At 66.5% G+C, this 12919-nt stretch carries 15 protein-coding genes and 1 tRNA gene; 12 read left to right on the top strand and 4 right to left on the bottom strand.

From position 1 onward, the window contains the following. The first annotated feature begins 207 nt into the window (after positions 1-207). Together A5758_RS05200 and A5758_RS05195 are read left to right on the top strand one after the other, a co-directional pair. Positions 208-1131, top strand: coding sequence for a CoA ester lyase (locus A5758_RS05200; protein WP_067737388.1), 924 nt, complete (start codon positions 208-210; stop codon positions 1129-1131). A 19-nt stretch (positions 1132-1150) separates the two neighbouring features. Continuing rightward, positions 1151-1849 carry a DsbA family protein gene (locus A5758_RS05195; protein WP_067737386.1) on the top strand — a complete coding sequence of 233 codons (699 nt, stop codon included), beginning with the start codon at positions 1151-1153 and terminating at the stop codon, positions 1847-1849. Here the strand turns inward: A5758_RS05195 and A5758_RS05190 are convergent. After that, on the bottom strand, positions 1846-3120 hold the full coding sequence (locus A5758_RS05190) for an HNH endonuclease signature motif containing protein (RefSeq protein ID WP_067737383.1): 1275 nt from the start codon (positions 3118-3120) through the stop codon (positions 1846-1848). The genes A5758_RS05195 and A5758_RS05190 overlap by 4 nt on opposite strands. A 55-nt stretch (positions 3121-3175) precedes the next feature. On the opposite strand from A5758_RS05190, the gene A5758_RS05185 reads away from it, so the two are divergent. From A5758_RS05185 to A5758_RS05175, 3 genes are read left to right on the top strand one after another with little or no spacing between them, the layout of a single operon-like run. Beyond that, positions 3176-3532, top strand: a complete 357-nt coding sequence (locus A5758_RS05185; RefSeq protein WP_067737380.1) for a DUF488 domain-containing protein — start codon at positions 3176-3178, stop codon at positions 3530-3532. Positions 3533-3552: 20 nt separating this feature from the next. Further along, entirely contained in the window at positions 3553-4428 is an 876-nt protein-coding gene (locus A5758_RS05180; RefSeq protein ID WP_067737377.1) for an LLM class F420-dependent oxidoreductase, read from the top strand. Then, entirely contained in the window at positions 4425-5042 is a 618-nt protein-coding gene (locus A5758_RS05175) for a GNAT family N-acetyltransferase (protein ID WP_067737538.1), read from the top strand. Before A5758_RS05180 ends, A5758_RS05175 begins: the two co-directional genes overlap by 4 nt. A 1-nt stretch (position 5043) precedes the next feature. Here A5758_RS05175 and crcB (A5758_RS05170) read toward each other — a convergent pair whose 3' ends face one another. Together crcB (A5758_RS05170) and crcB (A5758_RS05165) are read right to left on the bottom strand one after the other, a co-directional pair. Further along, positions 5044-5427, bottom strand: coding sequence for a fluoride efflux transporter CrcB (gene crcB / locus A5758_RS05170; protein ID WP_067737365.1), 384 nt, complete (start codon positions 5425-5427; stop codon positions 5044-5046). Then, positions 5424-5819 (bottom strand): fluoride efflux transporter CrcB, encoded by a 396-nt coding sequence (gene crcB, locus A5758_RS05165; RefSeq protein ID WP_067737362.1) that lies wholly within the window; start codon positions 5817-5819, stop codon positions 5424-5426. The genes crcB (A5758_RS05170) and crcB (A5758_RS05165) overlap by 4 nt, the downstream gene beginning before the upstream one ends. A gap of 104 nt (positions 5820-5923) precedes the next feature. Between crcB (A5758_RS05165) and pgm the strand changes: the two genes are divergently transcribed. From pgm to A5758_RS05150, 3 genes are all read left to right on the top strand, one after another. Continuing rightward, positions 5924-7561 (top strand): phosphoglucomutase (alpha-D-glucose-1,6-bisphosphate-dependent), encoded by a 1638-nt coding sequence (gene pgm / locus A5758_RS05160; protein WP_067737359.1) that lies wholly within the window; start codon positions 5924-5926, stop codon positions 7559-7561. A 92-nt stretch (positions 7562-7653) separates the two neighbouring features. After that, complete coding sequence (locus tag A5758_RS05155; RefSeq protein ID WP_067737356.1) at positions 7654-8823, top strand: MFS transporter; 1170 nt, start codon at positions 7654-7656, stop codon at positions 8821-8823. Between the two features lie 53 nt (positions 8824-8876). After that, positions 8877-8949 (top strand) — tRNA-Ala (locus tag A5758_RS05150). Positions 8950-8981: 32 nt separating this feature from the next. Here A5758_RS05150 and A5758_RS05145 read toward each other — a convergent pair. Beyond that, positions 8982-9803: a DUF1906 domain-containing protein gene (locus A5758_RS05145; RefSeq protein WP_067199147.1), complete on the bottom strand. Its 822-nt coding sequence runs from the start codon at positions 9801-9803 to the stop codon at positions 8982-8984. A gap of 245 nt (positions 9804-10048) precedes the next feature. On the opposite strand from A5758_RS05145, the gene A5758_RS05140 reads away from it, so the two are divergent. The 4 genes from A5758_RS05140 to A5758_RS05125 all read left to right on the top strand — a co-directional run bounded on the left by A5758_RS05140 (position 10049) and on the right by A5758_RS05125 (position 12827). Further along, the gene (locus A5758_RS05140; protein ID WP_067737353.1) at positions 10049-11014 is read left to right on the top strand and encodes a metal-dependent hydrolase; all 966 of its coding nucleotides are present in this window, start codon (positions 10049-10051) and stop codon (positions 11012-11014) included. Continuing rightward, positions 11011-11199 (top strand): ferredoxin, encoded by a 189-nt coding sequence (locus tag A5758_RS05135; protein WP_067204616.1) that lies wholly within the window; start codon positions 11011-11013, stop codon positions 11197-11199. The genes A5758_RS05140 and A5758_RS05135 overlap by 4 nt, the downstream gene beginning before the upstream one ends. A gap of 3 nt (positions 11200-11202) precedes the next feature. Beyond that, positions 11203-12423: an NAD(P)/FAD-dependent oxidoreductase gene (locus A5758_RS05130; RefSeq protein ID WP_067737351.1), complete on the top strand. Its 1221-nt coding sequence runs from the start codon at positions 11203-11205 to the stop codon at positions 12421-12423. 209 nt (positions 12424-12632) lie between these two features. Next, positions 12633-12827: a long chain fatty acid-CoA synthetase Faa4p gene (locus A5758_RS05125; RefSeq protein WP_067737348.1), complete on the top strand. Its 195-nt coding sequence runs from the start codon at positions 12633-12635 to the stop codon at positions 12825-12827. Positions 12828-12919: the final 92 nt, after the last annotated feature.

The following is a 12919-nucleotide window of genomic DNA, read 5'->3' as shown; positions in this document are numbered from 1 at the left end:
GGGCGGGGATTCTCACCGCCCGGGCGGCTTTGGCCATTGGTCCCGCCAGGGTTATGCGTCTCGCGCTGCCGGGTGCGATCGGCCCGCCGCTCGTCCCGAGCGTCTTGGCTTTCTCGGGGCATGCCCAACCGCACGTTTGGGGATATCGCTACGGTTAAGGCACTAACCCCATGTTGGCGATTACGAAAGACGGCTGATCAGCTAAAAATGTACGACCAGGTCAATAGCAGCGCGACGGAGCCCGACGACGTCATCGGCTACCGCATCGATCCCGTGCTGGCCCGGAGTTGGCTGCTGGTGAACGGTGCGCACGCCGACCGGTTCCAGTCCGCGGTGCACTCCCGGGCCGACATCGTCGTCCTCGACATCGAGGACGCCGTCGCGCCGAAAGACAAGCACACCGCCCGCGACAACGTCGTGAGTTGGCTGGGCGCCGGCAACACCGACTGGGTCCGCATCAATGGCTTCGGCACCCCTTGGTGGGCGGACGACCTCGCCGCGCTGGCCGGCACACCGGTCGGCGGGGTGATGCTGGCGATGGTCGAATCGGTGGACCACGTCACCGAGACCGCGCAACGGCTGCCGAACGTGCCGATCGTGGCGCTGGTGGAAACCGCGCGCGGCCTGGAACGCATCACCGAAATAGCCGCGGCGAAGGGCACCTTCCGGCTCGCCTTCGGCATCGGCGATTTCCGCCGCGATACCGGCTTCGGGGAAGACGCAAGCACGCTGGCGTACGCCCGGTCGCGCTTCACCATCGCCGCCAAGGCGGCCAGCCTGCCCAGCGCGATCGACGGACCCACGATCGGCTCCAACGCTTTGAAACTCATCGAAGCCACCGCCGTCTCCGTGGAGTTCGGGATGACGGGCAAAATCTGCCTGACCCCGGACCAATGCGGCGTGGTGAACGAGGGCCTGTCGCCGTCGCAGGACGAAATTTCTTGGGCCAAGGAGTTTTTCGCCGAATTCGAACGCGACGGGGGAGAGATCCGCAACGGCTCCGACCTGCCGCGGATTGCCAGGGCCACCAAGATCCTCGAGCTGGCTCGCGCCTACGACATAGAATCGTCGGACTTCGACGACGAAGAACGGGATCATTCCCCCGCGCCGTCGGACACCTATCACTACTGAGCGGCGGAACGGGTCCGAGATGAGCATTGTGGTGGATTTTCATTTCGACCCGATGTGCCCATTCGCTTACCAGACCTCGTTGTGGATCCGCGACGTTCGCGAGCAACTGGGCATCACCGTCGACTGGCGATTCTTCAGCCTCGAGGAGGTCAACCGGTCAGAGGGCCAGAAGCACCCGTGGGAGCGGGAGTGGTCGTATGGATGGTCTTTGATGCGCATCGGCGCGCTACTGCGACGAACGGATATGTCGCTGCTGGATCGCTGGTACGCCGCCATCGGACATGAACTGCATACGCTCGGCGGCAAGCCGCACGATCCCGCGGTTGCCCGACGCTTGCTGAGCGACATCGGCGTCGAGGCGTCGGTTTTCGATGCGGCGCTGAGCGATCCGACAACTCACGACGAGATACACCGCGACCATCAACGGGTGATCGATGCCGGCGGCTACGGGGTGCCGACGCTGTTTCTGTTGGGACAGTGCCTGTTTGGTCCGGTGCTGGTGGATCCGCCGACCGGGCCAAAGGCCCTGACGCTGTGGAATGTCGTCAGCGGCATGGCCGAGTTGCCCCACGTGTACGAGCTGCAGCGGCCCAAGTCCGCGGCCGATGTCGAGCTGATCGGTCGAAGTCTGCGTCCCTACCTGGACGGACGCGATTGGGTCAGCATCAATCGCGGTGAAGTCATCGACGTCTCGCGGTTCACCGACCAAGGGACCTAGGCCGCATGTCGCGCGAGTGACACCCCGATGCGGATTTCCACCTTGCTGACCGTGATCGCGGGGGCGCGCGGTGGGGCCATCGAGCGGTAGCTCTTGCCGGTCGGCGTCGTGAATAGTGCTCTATGGGTGTGGTTTTCGTCGATCACGGTGCTGACCCGCCAACCCGCGGCTTCCTTGGTGTAGTTGCAGCTTTCGCACAGACCCAGACCGTTGTCCGCGGTGGTCGGGCCGCCGTCGGCCCACGGCTGTGCGTGGTCGCGGTGCCTGATCGGCGCGTCGCAATACGGAGTGCGGCAACGCTGATCGCGTAACCCGATGAATTCGGCCAGCCCACGAGGAAAGATGCGTGCCCGCGACTCCATCGCCACGAGCGCCCCGGCCCGGGGATGCGCATAAAGCCTGCGCAGCGTCGCGCTCGAGCGTCGGTCGGTGACAGCCCTGCTGATCATCGAGCGCGCGACCGCGGCGGGGATGGGACCGTAGCCGGAGATGTCGGCCGGCGCATCGTCACCCCCGAGCAGCGTCTCGTCCGATAGCACCAAGTTGACCGCGATCGGAGTGGGGACCGTGGCGCTGCGGCCGGTGACCCTCTCGACCAAGGTGTCGGCCATCAGCTGTCCGCGTGAGCGCCCGTCGCCGCGCGTATCCGCTTCGCGCCGCAGCGCTGCGTACACCGAAACACCTTGAGCCACAGTGAGTAACGCGGTGAGATAGGTCATGGTATCGGGCGCTGGCCGAATGGTGACCGTGCGTTCCTGCTCGGCCTTGGCCGCCCGCTCGACAACGGCGTGTGGATCCAACCGGTAGGCAACCGCTTTCGCGGCCGCGGCCACTCGCGCGTCGCCCATGCCGGCCAGGCTCGCCGGGTCGGCGCACAGTTCCGCGTCCAACGCGCGGCGGTCCTCGATGTCCAGGCAGGCGCTCTCTCGCACGATCAGCGTCGCGCGCCACTCCGAGAGCGCCCCGCGTTCCAGCGCCGCCAACGTGTGCGGCATCTCGTGCACGAGGGCCGTGGCGAAGCCGAGATGCCGGCCGCCCCGCGCGGGGGAGTCGCGTCGCGCCAACGCGACCTCGCCGGCCACGCCGCGTCCGCGCCGCGCGGCCGGCACTCCGGCGGCCGCCTCGGAGGCGCGACGAGCCGCGTCCAGCGCGGCAGCCGCCCGGGCCTGGCCCGCGGCGGCCGCGCTCTTGACCGTCTCCAGCTCTGCGATGCGCTCTATCAGCGCCGATTCGTCGGCCGCGGCGTCAAGCTCCGCCAAGTATTCGAACATAAGTTCGATAGTAAACGAGGGCACCGATAAGCCCCTCGTCGCTACGCTGGCGAGTATGAGCGCCAAGAGTCGGATCCGGGTGGCGCGAGTCTACGAAGACGTCACCCCAGACGAGGGTCAGCGCGTGCTGGTCGACCGAGTCTGGCCGCGCGGAGTGCGCAAGGAGGACCCGCGGGTGGGTACCTGGTGCAAGGAGGTCGCACCATCGAAGGACCTGCGCGAGTGGTATCAGCACCGGCCCGAACGATTCGACGAATTCGCCTCGCGGTACAAGGCGGAACTGCGGGGTAACCCGGCGCTGGAGGAGTTGCGGAAGCTCACCAGGCGCGGTGCGGTCACCCTGGTGACCGCGACCCGCGATACGGACATCAGCCAGGCGGCCGTTCTCGCGGAGCTGCTGAAAAGCCACTGAACGCGTGAGACGATCGGGCGATGCGGCTGGGATTGCACGCCCTGGGAATCGGTGCCGGCGCCGATCGCGCGGTGATCGATGCCGTCGCGTCAGCGGCGGACGACTGCGGCTTCGCCACGCTGTGGGGCGGCGAACACGTCGTCATGGTCGACCGGCCCGCCTCTCGCTATCCCTATTCGGATGACGGCGTCATCGCTGTTCCCGCACAAGCGGATTGGCTTGATCCGATGATCGCGCTGAGCTTTGCCGCCGCCGCCTCGTCTCGGATCGGGCTGGCGACGGGCGTGCTGCTGCTGCCCGAACATAATCCGGTGGTGGTGGCCAAGCAGGCCGCCAGCCTGGATCGGCTCAGCGGTGGACGGCTGACATTGGGCGTCGGTGTCGGGTGGTCGAAGGAGGAATTCGCCGCGCTTTCAGTGCCTTTCGCTCGTCGCGGCGCGCGGACCGCCGAATACGTTGCGGCGATGCGCGCGTTATGGCGTGACGATGTCGCTTCGTTCGACGGTGATTTCGTCTGTTTCGATGCCATTCGGGTCAACCCCAAGCCGGTGCGCGATCGTCGGATCCCGATCGTGGTTGGGGGCAATAGCGATTCGCCGCTGCGCCGGGTGGCGACGTGGGGAGACGGCTGGTATGGGTTCAACATCGACGGCGTCGGGGCCGTCCGAGAACGCATCGCCAAGCTGGAGCAGCTGTGTGCCGAGGCGGGGCGTGATCGTGGGCAGCTGCGGCTGTCGGTGGCGCTGCGCGATCCGGGCGTTGCTGATATCGGCGCCCTCGCCGAGTTGGGCGTTGACGAATTGGTTCTCGTCGCAGCGCCCCCCGACCGGCCCGATGCGGCTGTCGAATGGGTCTCGGCGCTGGCTGAGCAGTGGACGATGGCGGCACCGGCATGAGCGAGGCCGATCCCATACTGCCGCGGGAGTTGACCGACATCGCTGACGAAGTGCGCGCCGTCCCGCCCCCGCCGATACCCGCATTGCCCGAGCCGTACGGCTTGCGTCTTGCCGACCCGGACGCCGACGCCGACATGATCGCCGAGTGGATGAACCGGCCGCACCTGGTGGAAGCGTGGGAGTCCGCGTGGCCGGTGACGCGCTGGCGTAATTATCTGCGGGCGCAACTCCGAGGTGGCTTCTCCCGCCCATTCATCGCAACGCTCTATGGAACAGACCGCGCTTACATCGAATTGTACCGAGCGGCAAAGGATTCCATCGCGACCCGATACGACTACGATGCGCACGATCTGGGTCTGCATGTCGCGGTGGCCGATCTGGATTACATCAAGCGGGGGCACGTCAGTTACCTGCTGCCGTATTTGGTGGGCAGCATCTTGGGCCTTGATCCGCGATGCCGGCGCATCATGTTCGATCCCGACCACCGCAACGTCGTGGCGCGCACGTTCTGCGAACGGGGCGGCTGCGCCTTCCTCGGCGAGCACGCCATGTCGAACCGGCGGATGGCGCTCTATGTGCTGCCCCGCACGCCCGACGACGTTCCCCGGGAGTGACTCAGAGCCGCTCGGCAATCGACTGCGCGAGGAGCGCCGCCGCCTCACCCAGCACGACGCTGACGATGATGTTGGCGACCGCAGCGCGCACCTGTCGTTCCTCGCCGAGCCGCTGCGTCTCCAGCATCCACGTGGAAAACGTGGTGTAGGCGCCGACAAAGGCGGTGCCGGCCAACAGGGCCGCCTCCTTGCTCAACACCAGGCCGCCGAGAAATCCGAGCAGCGCGGCGCCGCTGATGTTCACGACCAGCGTGCCGAACGGGAAGGATTGGGCGACCCGGCGGGCCACCGCGCGGTCGACCACGAAGCGCAGCAACGACCCGACGCCGCCGATCAGCGCGACCCCCGCCCACACCGCAGCCGTCGTGACCGCGCCCGCCGTCATCCGCGGATCCGTACCCGGCGCACCAATTTGGTGGCCAAGTGCACCGCCAGCAAGCCCAAGACGATGCTGGTGAGGGTGTAGCCCGCGGCCAGGGTCCAATGGCCGTGCTCGATCATCCTCAGCGTCTCGACCTGCATCGTGGAGAACGTGGTGAGTCCGCCGCACAACCCGGTGCCGAGCAGGGGGCGCCGGTAACTCGACAGCGGCAATCGCTCGAGCAGTCGGGTGGTGAAGTATCCCAACAGGAAGGCGCCAACGACGTTGACCGTGAACGTCGGCCACGGCCATTTGGCTGGGTCACCGGCGGTGAGCGTGCCCAGGCCGGCCCGGGCGAGGGAGCCCAGCGCCCCGCCGGCGAAAACCGCGGCCAACTCGCGATAGTCGTGTGCCACGCGTGATCCCTTCCCCTTGCCAGGACTTACGGGTGGGTGAATCCGGGACGTCAGAAAAGTACCTGACAAGTCAGGGAGGTGCGCCACGGGCAGAATTGAGAACCATGGCCCACCCCCGCGCCGGTCAGCCGGCCCAGCCCGAAGACCTTGTCGATTTGCCTCACCTGGTGACGGCCTACTACTCGGTCCAGCCCGATGTCGACGACGTCGCCCAGCAGGTGGTGTTCGGCACGTCGGGCCACCGCGGGTCCGCGCTCAACGGGGCCTTCAACGAGGCCCACATCCTGGCCATCACCCAAGCCATCGTCGAATACCGCGCCGCCCACGGCGCCACTGGGCCGTTGTTCATCGGCCGTGACACCCACGGTCTTTCCGAGCCGGCGTGGGTGTCGGCGCTGGAAGTATTGGCGGCCAATGATGTAGAGGCCGTCGTCGACTCCCGCGATCGCTACACCCCGACGCCGGCGGTGAGCCACGCCATCCTCAGCTACAACCGCGGTCGCACCGGAGCGCTGGCCGACGGGATCGTCGTGACGCCGTCGCACAACCCGCCGCCGGACGGCGGATTCAAGTACAACCCGCCCAACGGCGGGCCGGCGGACACCGACGCGACCAACGCAATCGCCAAGCGCGCCAACGAAATTCTGCGCGATGGCGCCGGGGTGAAGCGGGTGGCGCTGGCCCAGGCGCTGCGGGCCGTCCAGCGCCACGACTACCTCGGCAACTATGTCGACGACCTGCCCAACGTGGTCGACATCGATGCGATCCGCGCGGCCGACGTGCGGATCGGGGCGGACCCGCTCGGCGGGGCGAGCGTCGACTACTGGGGTGAGATCGCGCAGCGGCACCGTCTGGACCTGACCGTCGTCAACCCGCTGGTCGACGCGACCTGGCGGTTCATGACGCTCGATCACGACGGCAAGATCCGGATGGACTGCAGCTCGCCCGATGCGATGGCTGGGCTCATTTCGCTGATCGCCACCTGCGACCGCTACCAGATCGCCACAGGCAACGACGCGGACTCCGACCGCCACGGCATCGTCACGCCCGACGAAGGGTTGCTGAATCCCAACCACTACCTGGCGGTGGCCATCGACTACCTCTACACGCACCGGCCGTCGTGGCCCGAGGGCATCGCCGTGGGGAAGACCGCGGTCAGTTCGTCGATCATCGACCGGGTGGTCGCCGGCATCGGCCGCAAGCTCGTCGAGGTACCGGTCGGGTTCAAGTGGTTTGTCGACGGCCTGATCGGCGGCACCATCGGCTTCGGCGGCGAGGAGTCGGCGGGGGCGTCGTTCCTGCGGCGCGACGGCTCGGTGTGGACCACCGACAAGGACGGCATCATCCTGGCGCTGCTGGCCTCTGAGATCCTGGCCGTCACCGGATTGACCCCCTCGCAGCGCTACCAGGAGCTGACCGCCGAATACGGCACGCCGTTCTACGCCCGGGTCGACGCGCCCGCCGATCGCGACCAGAAAGCCCGGCTGGCCAAGCTCTCGCCCGAACAGGTGACCGCCACCGAGGTAGCCGGCGAGCCGATCACCGCGAAACTCACCGCCGCGCCCGGCAACGGCGCGGCGCTGGGCGGATTGAAGGTGACGACGGCCAACGCATGGTTTGCCGCGCGGCCGTCGGGCACCGAGGACGTGTACAAGATCTACGCGGAATCCTTCAATGGCCCCGAGCATTTGGCGGAGGTGCAGGAAGCCGCGCGCGAGGTGGTTAATAAAGTCATTGGGTGACGTTTTCCCTCAGGCTTACCCGTTCGGGAGAACGTGGTTCCCGCTCTCCGCGGCTCCCGCGCGAAGTCTGGATCCTGAGCTGGGCGAATGTCATGGTCGCGCTTGGGTACGGGGTCATTTCGCCGGCGATGCCCGCATTCGCCCATACCTTCGGGGTCAGCATCAAGGCGGTGACTTTCTTGGTCACCGTCTTTTCGTTGAGCCGCCTGTGTTTCGCCCCGGTCAGCGGGGTGCTGGTGCAGCGGTTGGGCGAGCGGCGGATTTACATCGGTGGTTTGCTGATCGTCGCGTTGTCCACCATCGCCTGTGCGTATTCGCAGACGTATTGGCAATTGCTGATGTTCCGCGCCATCAGCGGTGTCGGCTCGACGATGTTCTACGTATCGGCGTTGGGGCTGATGATCCACATCAGCCCGCCCGATGCCCGGGGGCGGATCGCGGGGATGTTCACCACGTCGTTCATGGTGGGTGCGGTCGGTGGGCCGGCGATCGGTGGCCTGACCGCGGGCTGGGGGCTGACCGCTCCATTCATCGTGTACGGCATCGCGATGCTGGGGGTGGCCGTGGTGTTGTTCTACGGGCTGAAGCATTCGGAGCTGGCGGCACCCCCGCCGCCGACCCGGTCAACGGTGACGATGCGGCAGGCGCTGCGCTCCCGCGCGTATTGGTCGGCGCTGCTGTCCAATTTCGCGACCGGCTGGGCGGCGTTCGGTCTACGCGTCGCGCTGGTGCCGCTGTTCCTCTCCGACGTCATGGGCGAAAGCGTCGGCGTCATCGGGGTGGCGCTTGCGGCGTTCGCAGGCGGCAACGCCCTGGCCGTCATCCCCAGCGGCTACCTGTCCGACCGGATGGGTCGGCGGACCTTGTTGATCATCGGCCTGGCAACGTCGGGCGTCGCGACCGCCGCATTGGGAGTCGTGTCGTCGTTGCCGGCGTTCATGATCGCGGCGGCGGTATCGGGTGCGACCACAGGCATTTTCATGTCCCCGATGCAGGCCGCGGTGGCGGACATTCTCGGCAGCGAGGCGCGTGCGGGAATGCCGGTGGCGGCGGTGCAGATGCTGTCCGATCTGGGCGCCATCGTCGGCTCCGTGACGGTCGGTTGGGCGGCCGAGAAACTGAGCTTCGGCTGGGGCTTCGGCATCAGCGGGATTGTCTTGCTGGTCGCCGCCGTCGGTTGGGTCATGGCGCCGGAGACTCGGTTGGGGCCCGATCGGGCGTCCGGCCTGGTGGAGACTGAGGCGGACGTCGAAGCTGCCTGAGCAGCAACTTTGAAGGACGGTTGCCAGTGGTGTAGCTTCGACTGGCACGACTTGGGGCTATGGCGCAGCTGGTAGCGCACCACACTGGCAGTGTGGGGGTCAGGGGTTCGAGTCCCCTTAGCTCCACCGGATATTCGGAGGTGCCACGACACCCGCGCTCACCGATGCAGGTTCCACTGGCCGCAATCCCCGGCGAGGACGTCGTTGACGTCGACTTCGAGTCCCCCGACTACTGGGCCAGGATTCGACGCGGTACTCACAACGCGTTGGTAGAGAACGGCGGCAGGGTCGACCTTGCCGCCGGACCACGCCTTGGTTTGCCAGGCCCACCGGTGGCCGGGGGTGCGCGAATTGCCGATGACGCCGTCGGCGGCGGCCCACTGGCACACGTCGATACCGCCGTAGACGCCGGTGCGCTGCACTCCCAGCACCGAATTGATTCCGCGAAACCACTTGAGCGCCAGGTTATTCCAGGTGTCGTGGTTGATGTCTTCGTCGACGCTGAAGAAGATCGGGGCGCTCTGACCGCCACCCGCCGCGGTATGCAACTTCCAGGCGGTGCGCGCATCGGCGACGCCGCCCTCGAACCCGCGCCTGAAGTCCGATGGTGCCGTCCCGCCCGGCTTGCCGTATTGGTAGTTGCTGACGATTATCAGCCCAGCAGCGGACAGCTGCTCGGCGTAAGGCCGCGTGATCGGCTTGGCGCCCATCGACGAGCCCGGACGCGAGAGCGACACGTAGTTGATGACCCCGGCGTAGCCGGCCGCTCGGATGTGCTCCGCTGGAATTTGGCGCATGGCGAAGTCGATCAGTTTGGGAGTGGTGGCAGGCGTCGTAGGGACGGCATCCGCCGTAGCGACGGCGACACTTGCCGATGCCGCATACCACGCCGGCAGTGCAGACATAGCAATGGCGTAGCGCAATAAGTCGCGCCGGGGAATGGGGCGCGGTCGCCGCACATTCGCCGACAATTTCTGCATCGCGTGATGTTAAATTTGTGACTTTTGTCAACATAAGTGGCGCGTAGAAGTCGATATCAAATCGGTTTCTGCGGTTCATCGTGTCGAGTCCATGGCTGAAGCGCCGGCGACGAGCGGCAGCAACTCTCAGGAACCTCGTACCACCGGTACGCATAACCGGCGCCCCGGGTGGGTACGCGGCCGAGTGAACGGTTGTTCGCAGAGAATCGATGCCCGCATGGCCTGTCGGCGGGAGGGAGCTTCTGATGCCCGAGGTCCAACTTCATCACGATGGACACCCCATGTATCGCCGCATGGTCCGGTTCGACTGGTCGCAGACACCTCTGCACTGGGTGCCAGACGACCCGTTCTCCACGCACATGATCAATGTTTTGCACCTGCTGCTGCCCGAGGGCGAGCGCCACTTCATCAAGGCCGTTCTCGAGGCGTCATCGCTGGTCGATGATCCGGAGCTGGAGGCGGCGATCAAGCCGTTTATCCAGCAGGAGTCCTGGCATGCCTGGGCGCACCAGGTGGTGCTCGACCACCTCGCCGAGCAGGGCATCGACACCAAGCCGTACACCGATCGGCTCGGGAGGCTGTTGTCGATGACGCTGGGCGACCCGCCCAAGTGGTTTCCGCCGGCCATGAAGCGGTGGTGGCTGTATCGGCGGCTGGCCGATGTGGCCGCGCTGGAACATTACACCGCGATGTTGGGCCAGTGGGTGCTGACGAACCGAGGTCTGGACTACGCGAAGGCCGACCCCATGATGCTTGACCTACTGCGTTGGCATGGTGCCGAGGAGGTCGAGCACCGCTCGCTGGTGTTCGACGTCTACCAGCACGTCTCCGGGAATTACTTGATCAGGGCGTTCTCGATGTTGTTCGTCTCGCCGCTGTTCATCGGTTGGTGGGTCGCGGGGGCTCGTTACCTGATGGCCCAAGACCCGACGATCGACCGCAAGTGGCGCTGGCGGGACTGGCTCTGGGCCGCCCGCGAGTACCGGTTGCCGGGCCCGTGGAAGCTGATGGTGACGACACCCGTCCGGTACATGAGGCCCAGCCATCATCCCAACGACGAGGCGGACACCCAGATGGCGATCGACTACCTGGCGTATTCGCCGGTGGCGAAGGCCGCCCAGGAGCGGGCGCGATCCAAAGGGAAGTCACCGGATCAATCTCAAGGGATCGAGACTTCCGGCAACGGGGCACGAAAGGCGAAGGTGCGATGAAGGTTTCGGTAGATCTAGACACCTGCGATGGCAACGGCGTATGCATGAGCATCTGCCACGACGTGTTCGACGTGCGCGAGGACGGTCTCCACGTGCTGCAGGAGGAGGCGCCGGAGGAGCTGCGCCAGCAGTTGATCGGCGCCGAGGTGTCTTGTCCCACACAGGCAATCACGGTGAAGGACTGAGCGATGCCGGAGAACGTCGTGGTTGTCGGTGCCGGCGTGGCGGGCACGCGAGCGGCGGAGACGTTGCGTCAGGAGGGCTATGACGGCGCCCTGACCATCGTGGGCGCCGAGCGGCAGGCCCCTTACCATCGGCCGCCACTGTCGAAGAAGTTCCTCACCGGCAAGGTCCACCGGGCCGGTGTCGACCTCGCGCCGCAATCCGAGATGGATGCGCGTGTGTTGCGGGGCGCGTCTGCCGTCAGGTTGGACATGTCCTCGCGCACCGTCCATGTGCGTGACGACGGGCAGGACCTTTCGCTGCCGTTCGACGGACTGGTGGTCGCCAGCGGGGCGGTGCCCCGGGAATGGCCGGGCGGCCCGGTTCCCGAAGGGGTGCTGATGCTGCGCACGGTCGACGACTGCCTGGCCATCCGGGACCGGCTCGGTTCGCGCCCGCGGGTCGTGGTCGTCGGCGGCGGGTTCATCGGCGCCGAGGTCGCTGCTAGCTGCCGGTCGATAGGCCTGGACGTAGTGCTGATCGAAAAGGCCAGCGGCCCGCTGCTGTCCGCGCTGGGAAAGGAGCTGGCACCGCGCTGGGCCGAGTTGCATCGTCAACACGGAGTGGAGCTGCGGGTCGGAGTCGGTGTCGAAAAATTCGAGGGTGACGGCCGGGTTCGGGGTGTTCGGCTCACCGATGGCTCGCGAATTCCGGCCGATCTCGTCGTCGTCGGCCTCGGGGTGACTCCCGCCACCGACTGGCTGGACGGCTCCGGATTGCGCGTCGACGACGGCGTGATCTGCGACGCCACGGGTGCGGCCGAGGGCGGGGACGCCGTTGTTGCCGCCGGCGATGTCGCGCGGTGGTGGCACCCGCTGTACGAACGGCACCTGCGGACCGAGCACTGGGACGACGCGGGCCGTCAAGGTGCGGCTGCGGCCCGGACTCTGCTGGCGGGGCCGGCGGGCGCTGAGACCTATGACGAGGTGCCATACTTCTGGTCCGATCAGTACGACGTCAAGCTGCAAATGCTGGGTGTGCCAACCGATTACGACGTTATCGAGATCGTCGAAGGCGATCCGGACGGCTGGGAGTTCGTTGCCGCGTACGGCCGGGGCGGTCGAACCATCGCGGTGCTCGGGACGATCCCGGGCCGGGTGTATGCCTACCGCGAAGCCATCGAGAAGCGCGCCGCGTTTCCGCCGAGCCGCCCGGATCAGGGGATTGCGCTCGCCGTGAGAGATTAAGTCCCGGCAACGACTTGGTAGAGAGTGCGTAGCGGGTGCGAGCCGGCCTGGTTGCCGATTAGGTTTTCGCCGCGATGAGCATTACTCTTGCCCGCGGTTCTGATTGCGACTCTCCGAAAGCAGCCATGCCCATTCAGCCCACCCTGCTGCGCCGACAATCACTGCGCAGCGCCCGTGCACATCGGGCCGTTCCCCGTGTGAAGTGCCCCATGGTCGGCCAGTGCTTCGATGTCGAAATCACCCGTGACGCTGACGGGTGGATGATCCGGATTCCCGAGATCAGCAGGATCACGCGGACCAGCCGCCGGGGTGCGGTGGAACTGGCGGCGCGCGAATGCATTGCGACCTGGACCGGCATCCCCATCGGCTATGTCGCCGTTTATGTCATCAGCGAGACCGATTAGCGGCGGACCCGTCCCTGGGTCAGTTATTTTGGCCAAGGTGTATCCCGCGCGTGATCGCGCCGAGACGGTGACGCACAACGCTCATCATCATG

The sequence above is a fragment of the Mycobacterium sp. 852014-50255_SCH5639931 genome (genome assembly GCF_001665605.1).
Taxonomy (GTDB): Bacteria; Actinomycetota; Actinomycetes; order Mycobacteriales; family Mycobacteriaceae; genus Mycobacterium; species Mycobacterium paraffinicum.
The sequence above is the reverse complement of the archived record's forward strand: the minus strand, read 5'-3'. Positions and strand labels throughout refer to the sequence as shown.

Bases quoted from the DNA above. Each gene is read 5' to 3' on its own strand.
- A5758_RS05135 (WP_067204616.1), top strand. From the start codon at position 11,011: ATGAAGGTTTCGGTAGATCTAGACACCTGCGATGGCAACGGCGTATGC.
- A5758_RS05140 (WP_067737353.1), top strand. From the start codon at position 10,049: ATGCCCGAGGTCCAACTTCATCACGATGGACACCCCATGTATCGCCGC.
- A5758_RS05175 (WP_067737538.1), top strand. From the start codon at position 4,425: ATGAGCGAGGCCGATCCCATACTGCCGCGGGAGTTGACCGACATCGCT.
- A5758_RS05180 (WP_067737377.1), top strand. From the start codon at position 3,553: ATGCGGCTGGGATTGCACGCCCTGGGAATCGGTGCCGGCGCCGATCGC.
- A5758_RS05125 (WP_067737348.1), top strand. From the start codon at position 12,633: ATGGTCGGCCAGTGCTTCGATGTCGAAATCACCCGTGACGCTGACGGG.
- A5758_RS05195 (WP_067737386.1), top strand. From the start codon at position 1,151: ATGAGCATTGTGGTGGATTTTCATTTCGACCCGATGTGCCCATTCGCT.
- crcB (WP_067737365.1), bottom strand. From the start codon at position 5,427: ATGACGGCGGGCGCGGTCACGACGGCTGCGGTGTGGGCGGGGGTCGCG.
- A5758_RS05200 (WP_067737388.1), top strand. From the start codon at position 208: ATGTACGACCAGGTCAATAGCAGCGCGACGGAGCCCGACGACGTCATC.
- A5758_RS05185 (WP_067737380.1), top strand. From the start codon at position 3,176: ATGAGCGCCAAGAGTCGGATCCGGGTGGCGCGAGTCTACGAAGACGTC.
- A5758_RS05145 (WP_067199147.1), bottom strand. From the start codon at position 9,803: ATGCAGAAATTGTCGGCGAATGTGCGGCGACCGCGCCCCATTCCCCGG.
- A5758_RS05155 (WP_067737356.1), top strand. From the start codon at position 7,654: ATGGTCGCGCTTGGGTACGGGGTCATTTCGCCGGCGATGCCCGCATTC.
- A5758_RS05130 (WP_067737351.1), top strand. From the start codon at position 11,203: ATGCCGGAGAACGTCGTGGTTGTCGGTGCCGGCGTGGCGGGCACGCGA.
- pgm (WP_067737359.1), top strand. From the start codon at position 5,924: ATGGCCCACCCCCGCGCCGGTCAGCCGGCCCAGCCCGAAGACCTTGTC.
- A5758_RS05190 (WP_067737383.1), bottom strand. From the start codon at position 3,120: ATGTTCGAATACTTGGCGGAGCTTGACGCCGCGGCCGACGAATCGGCG.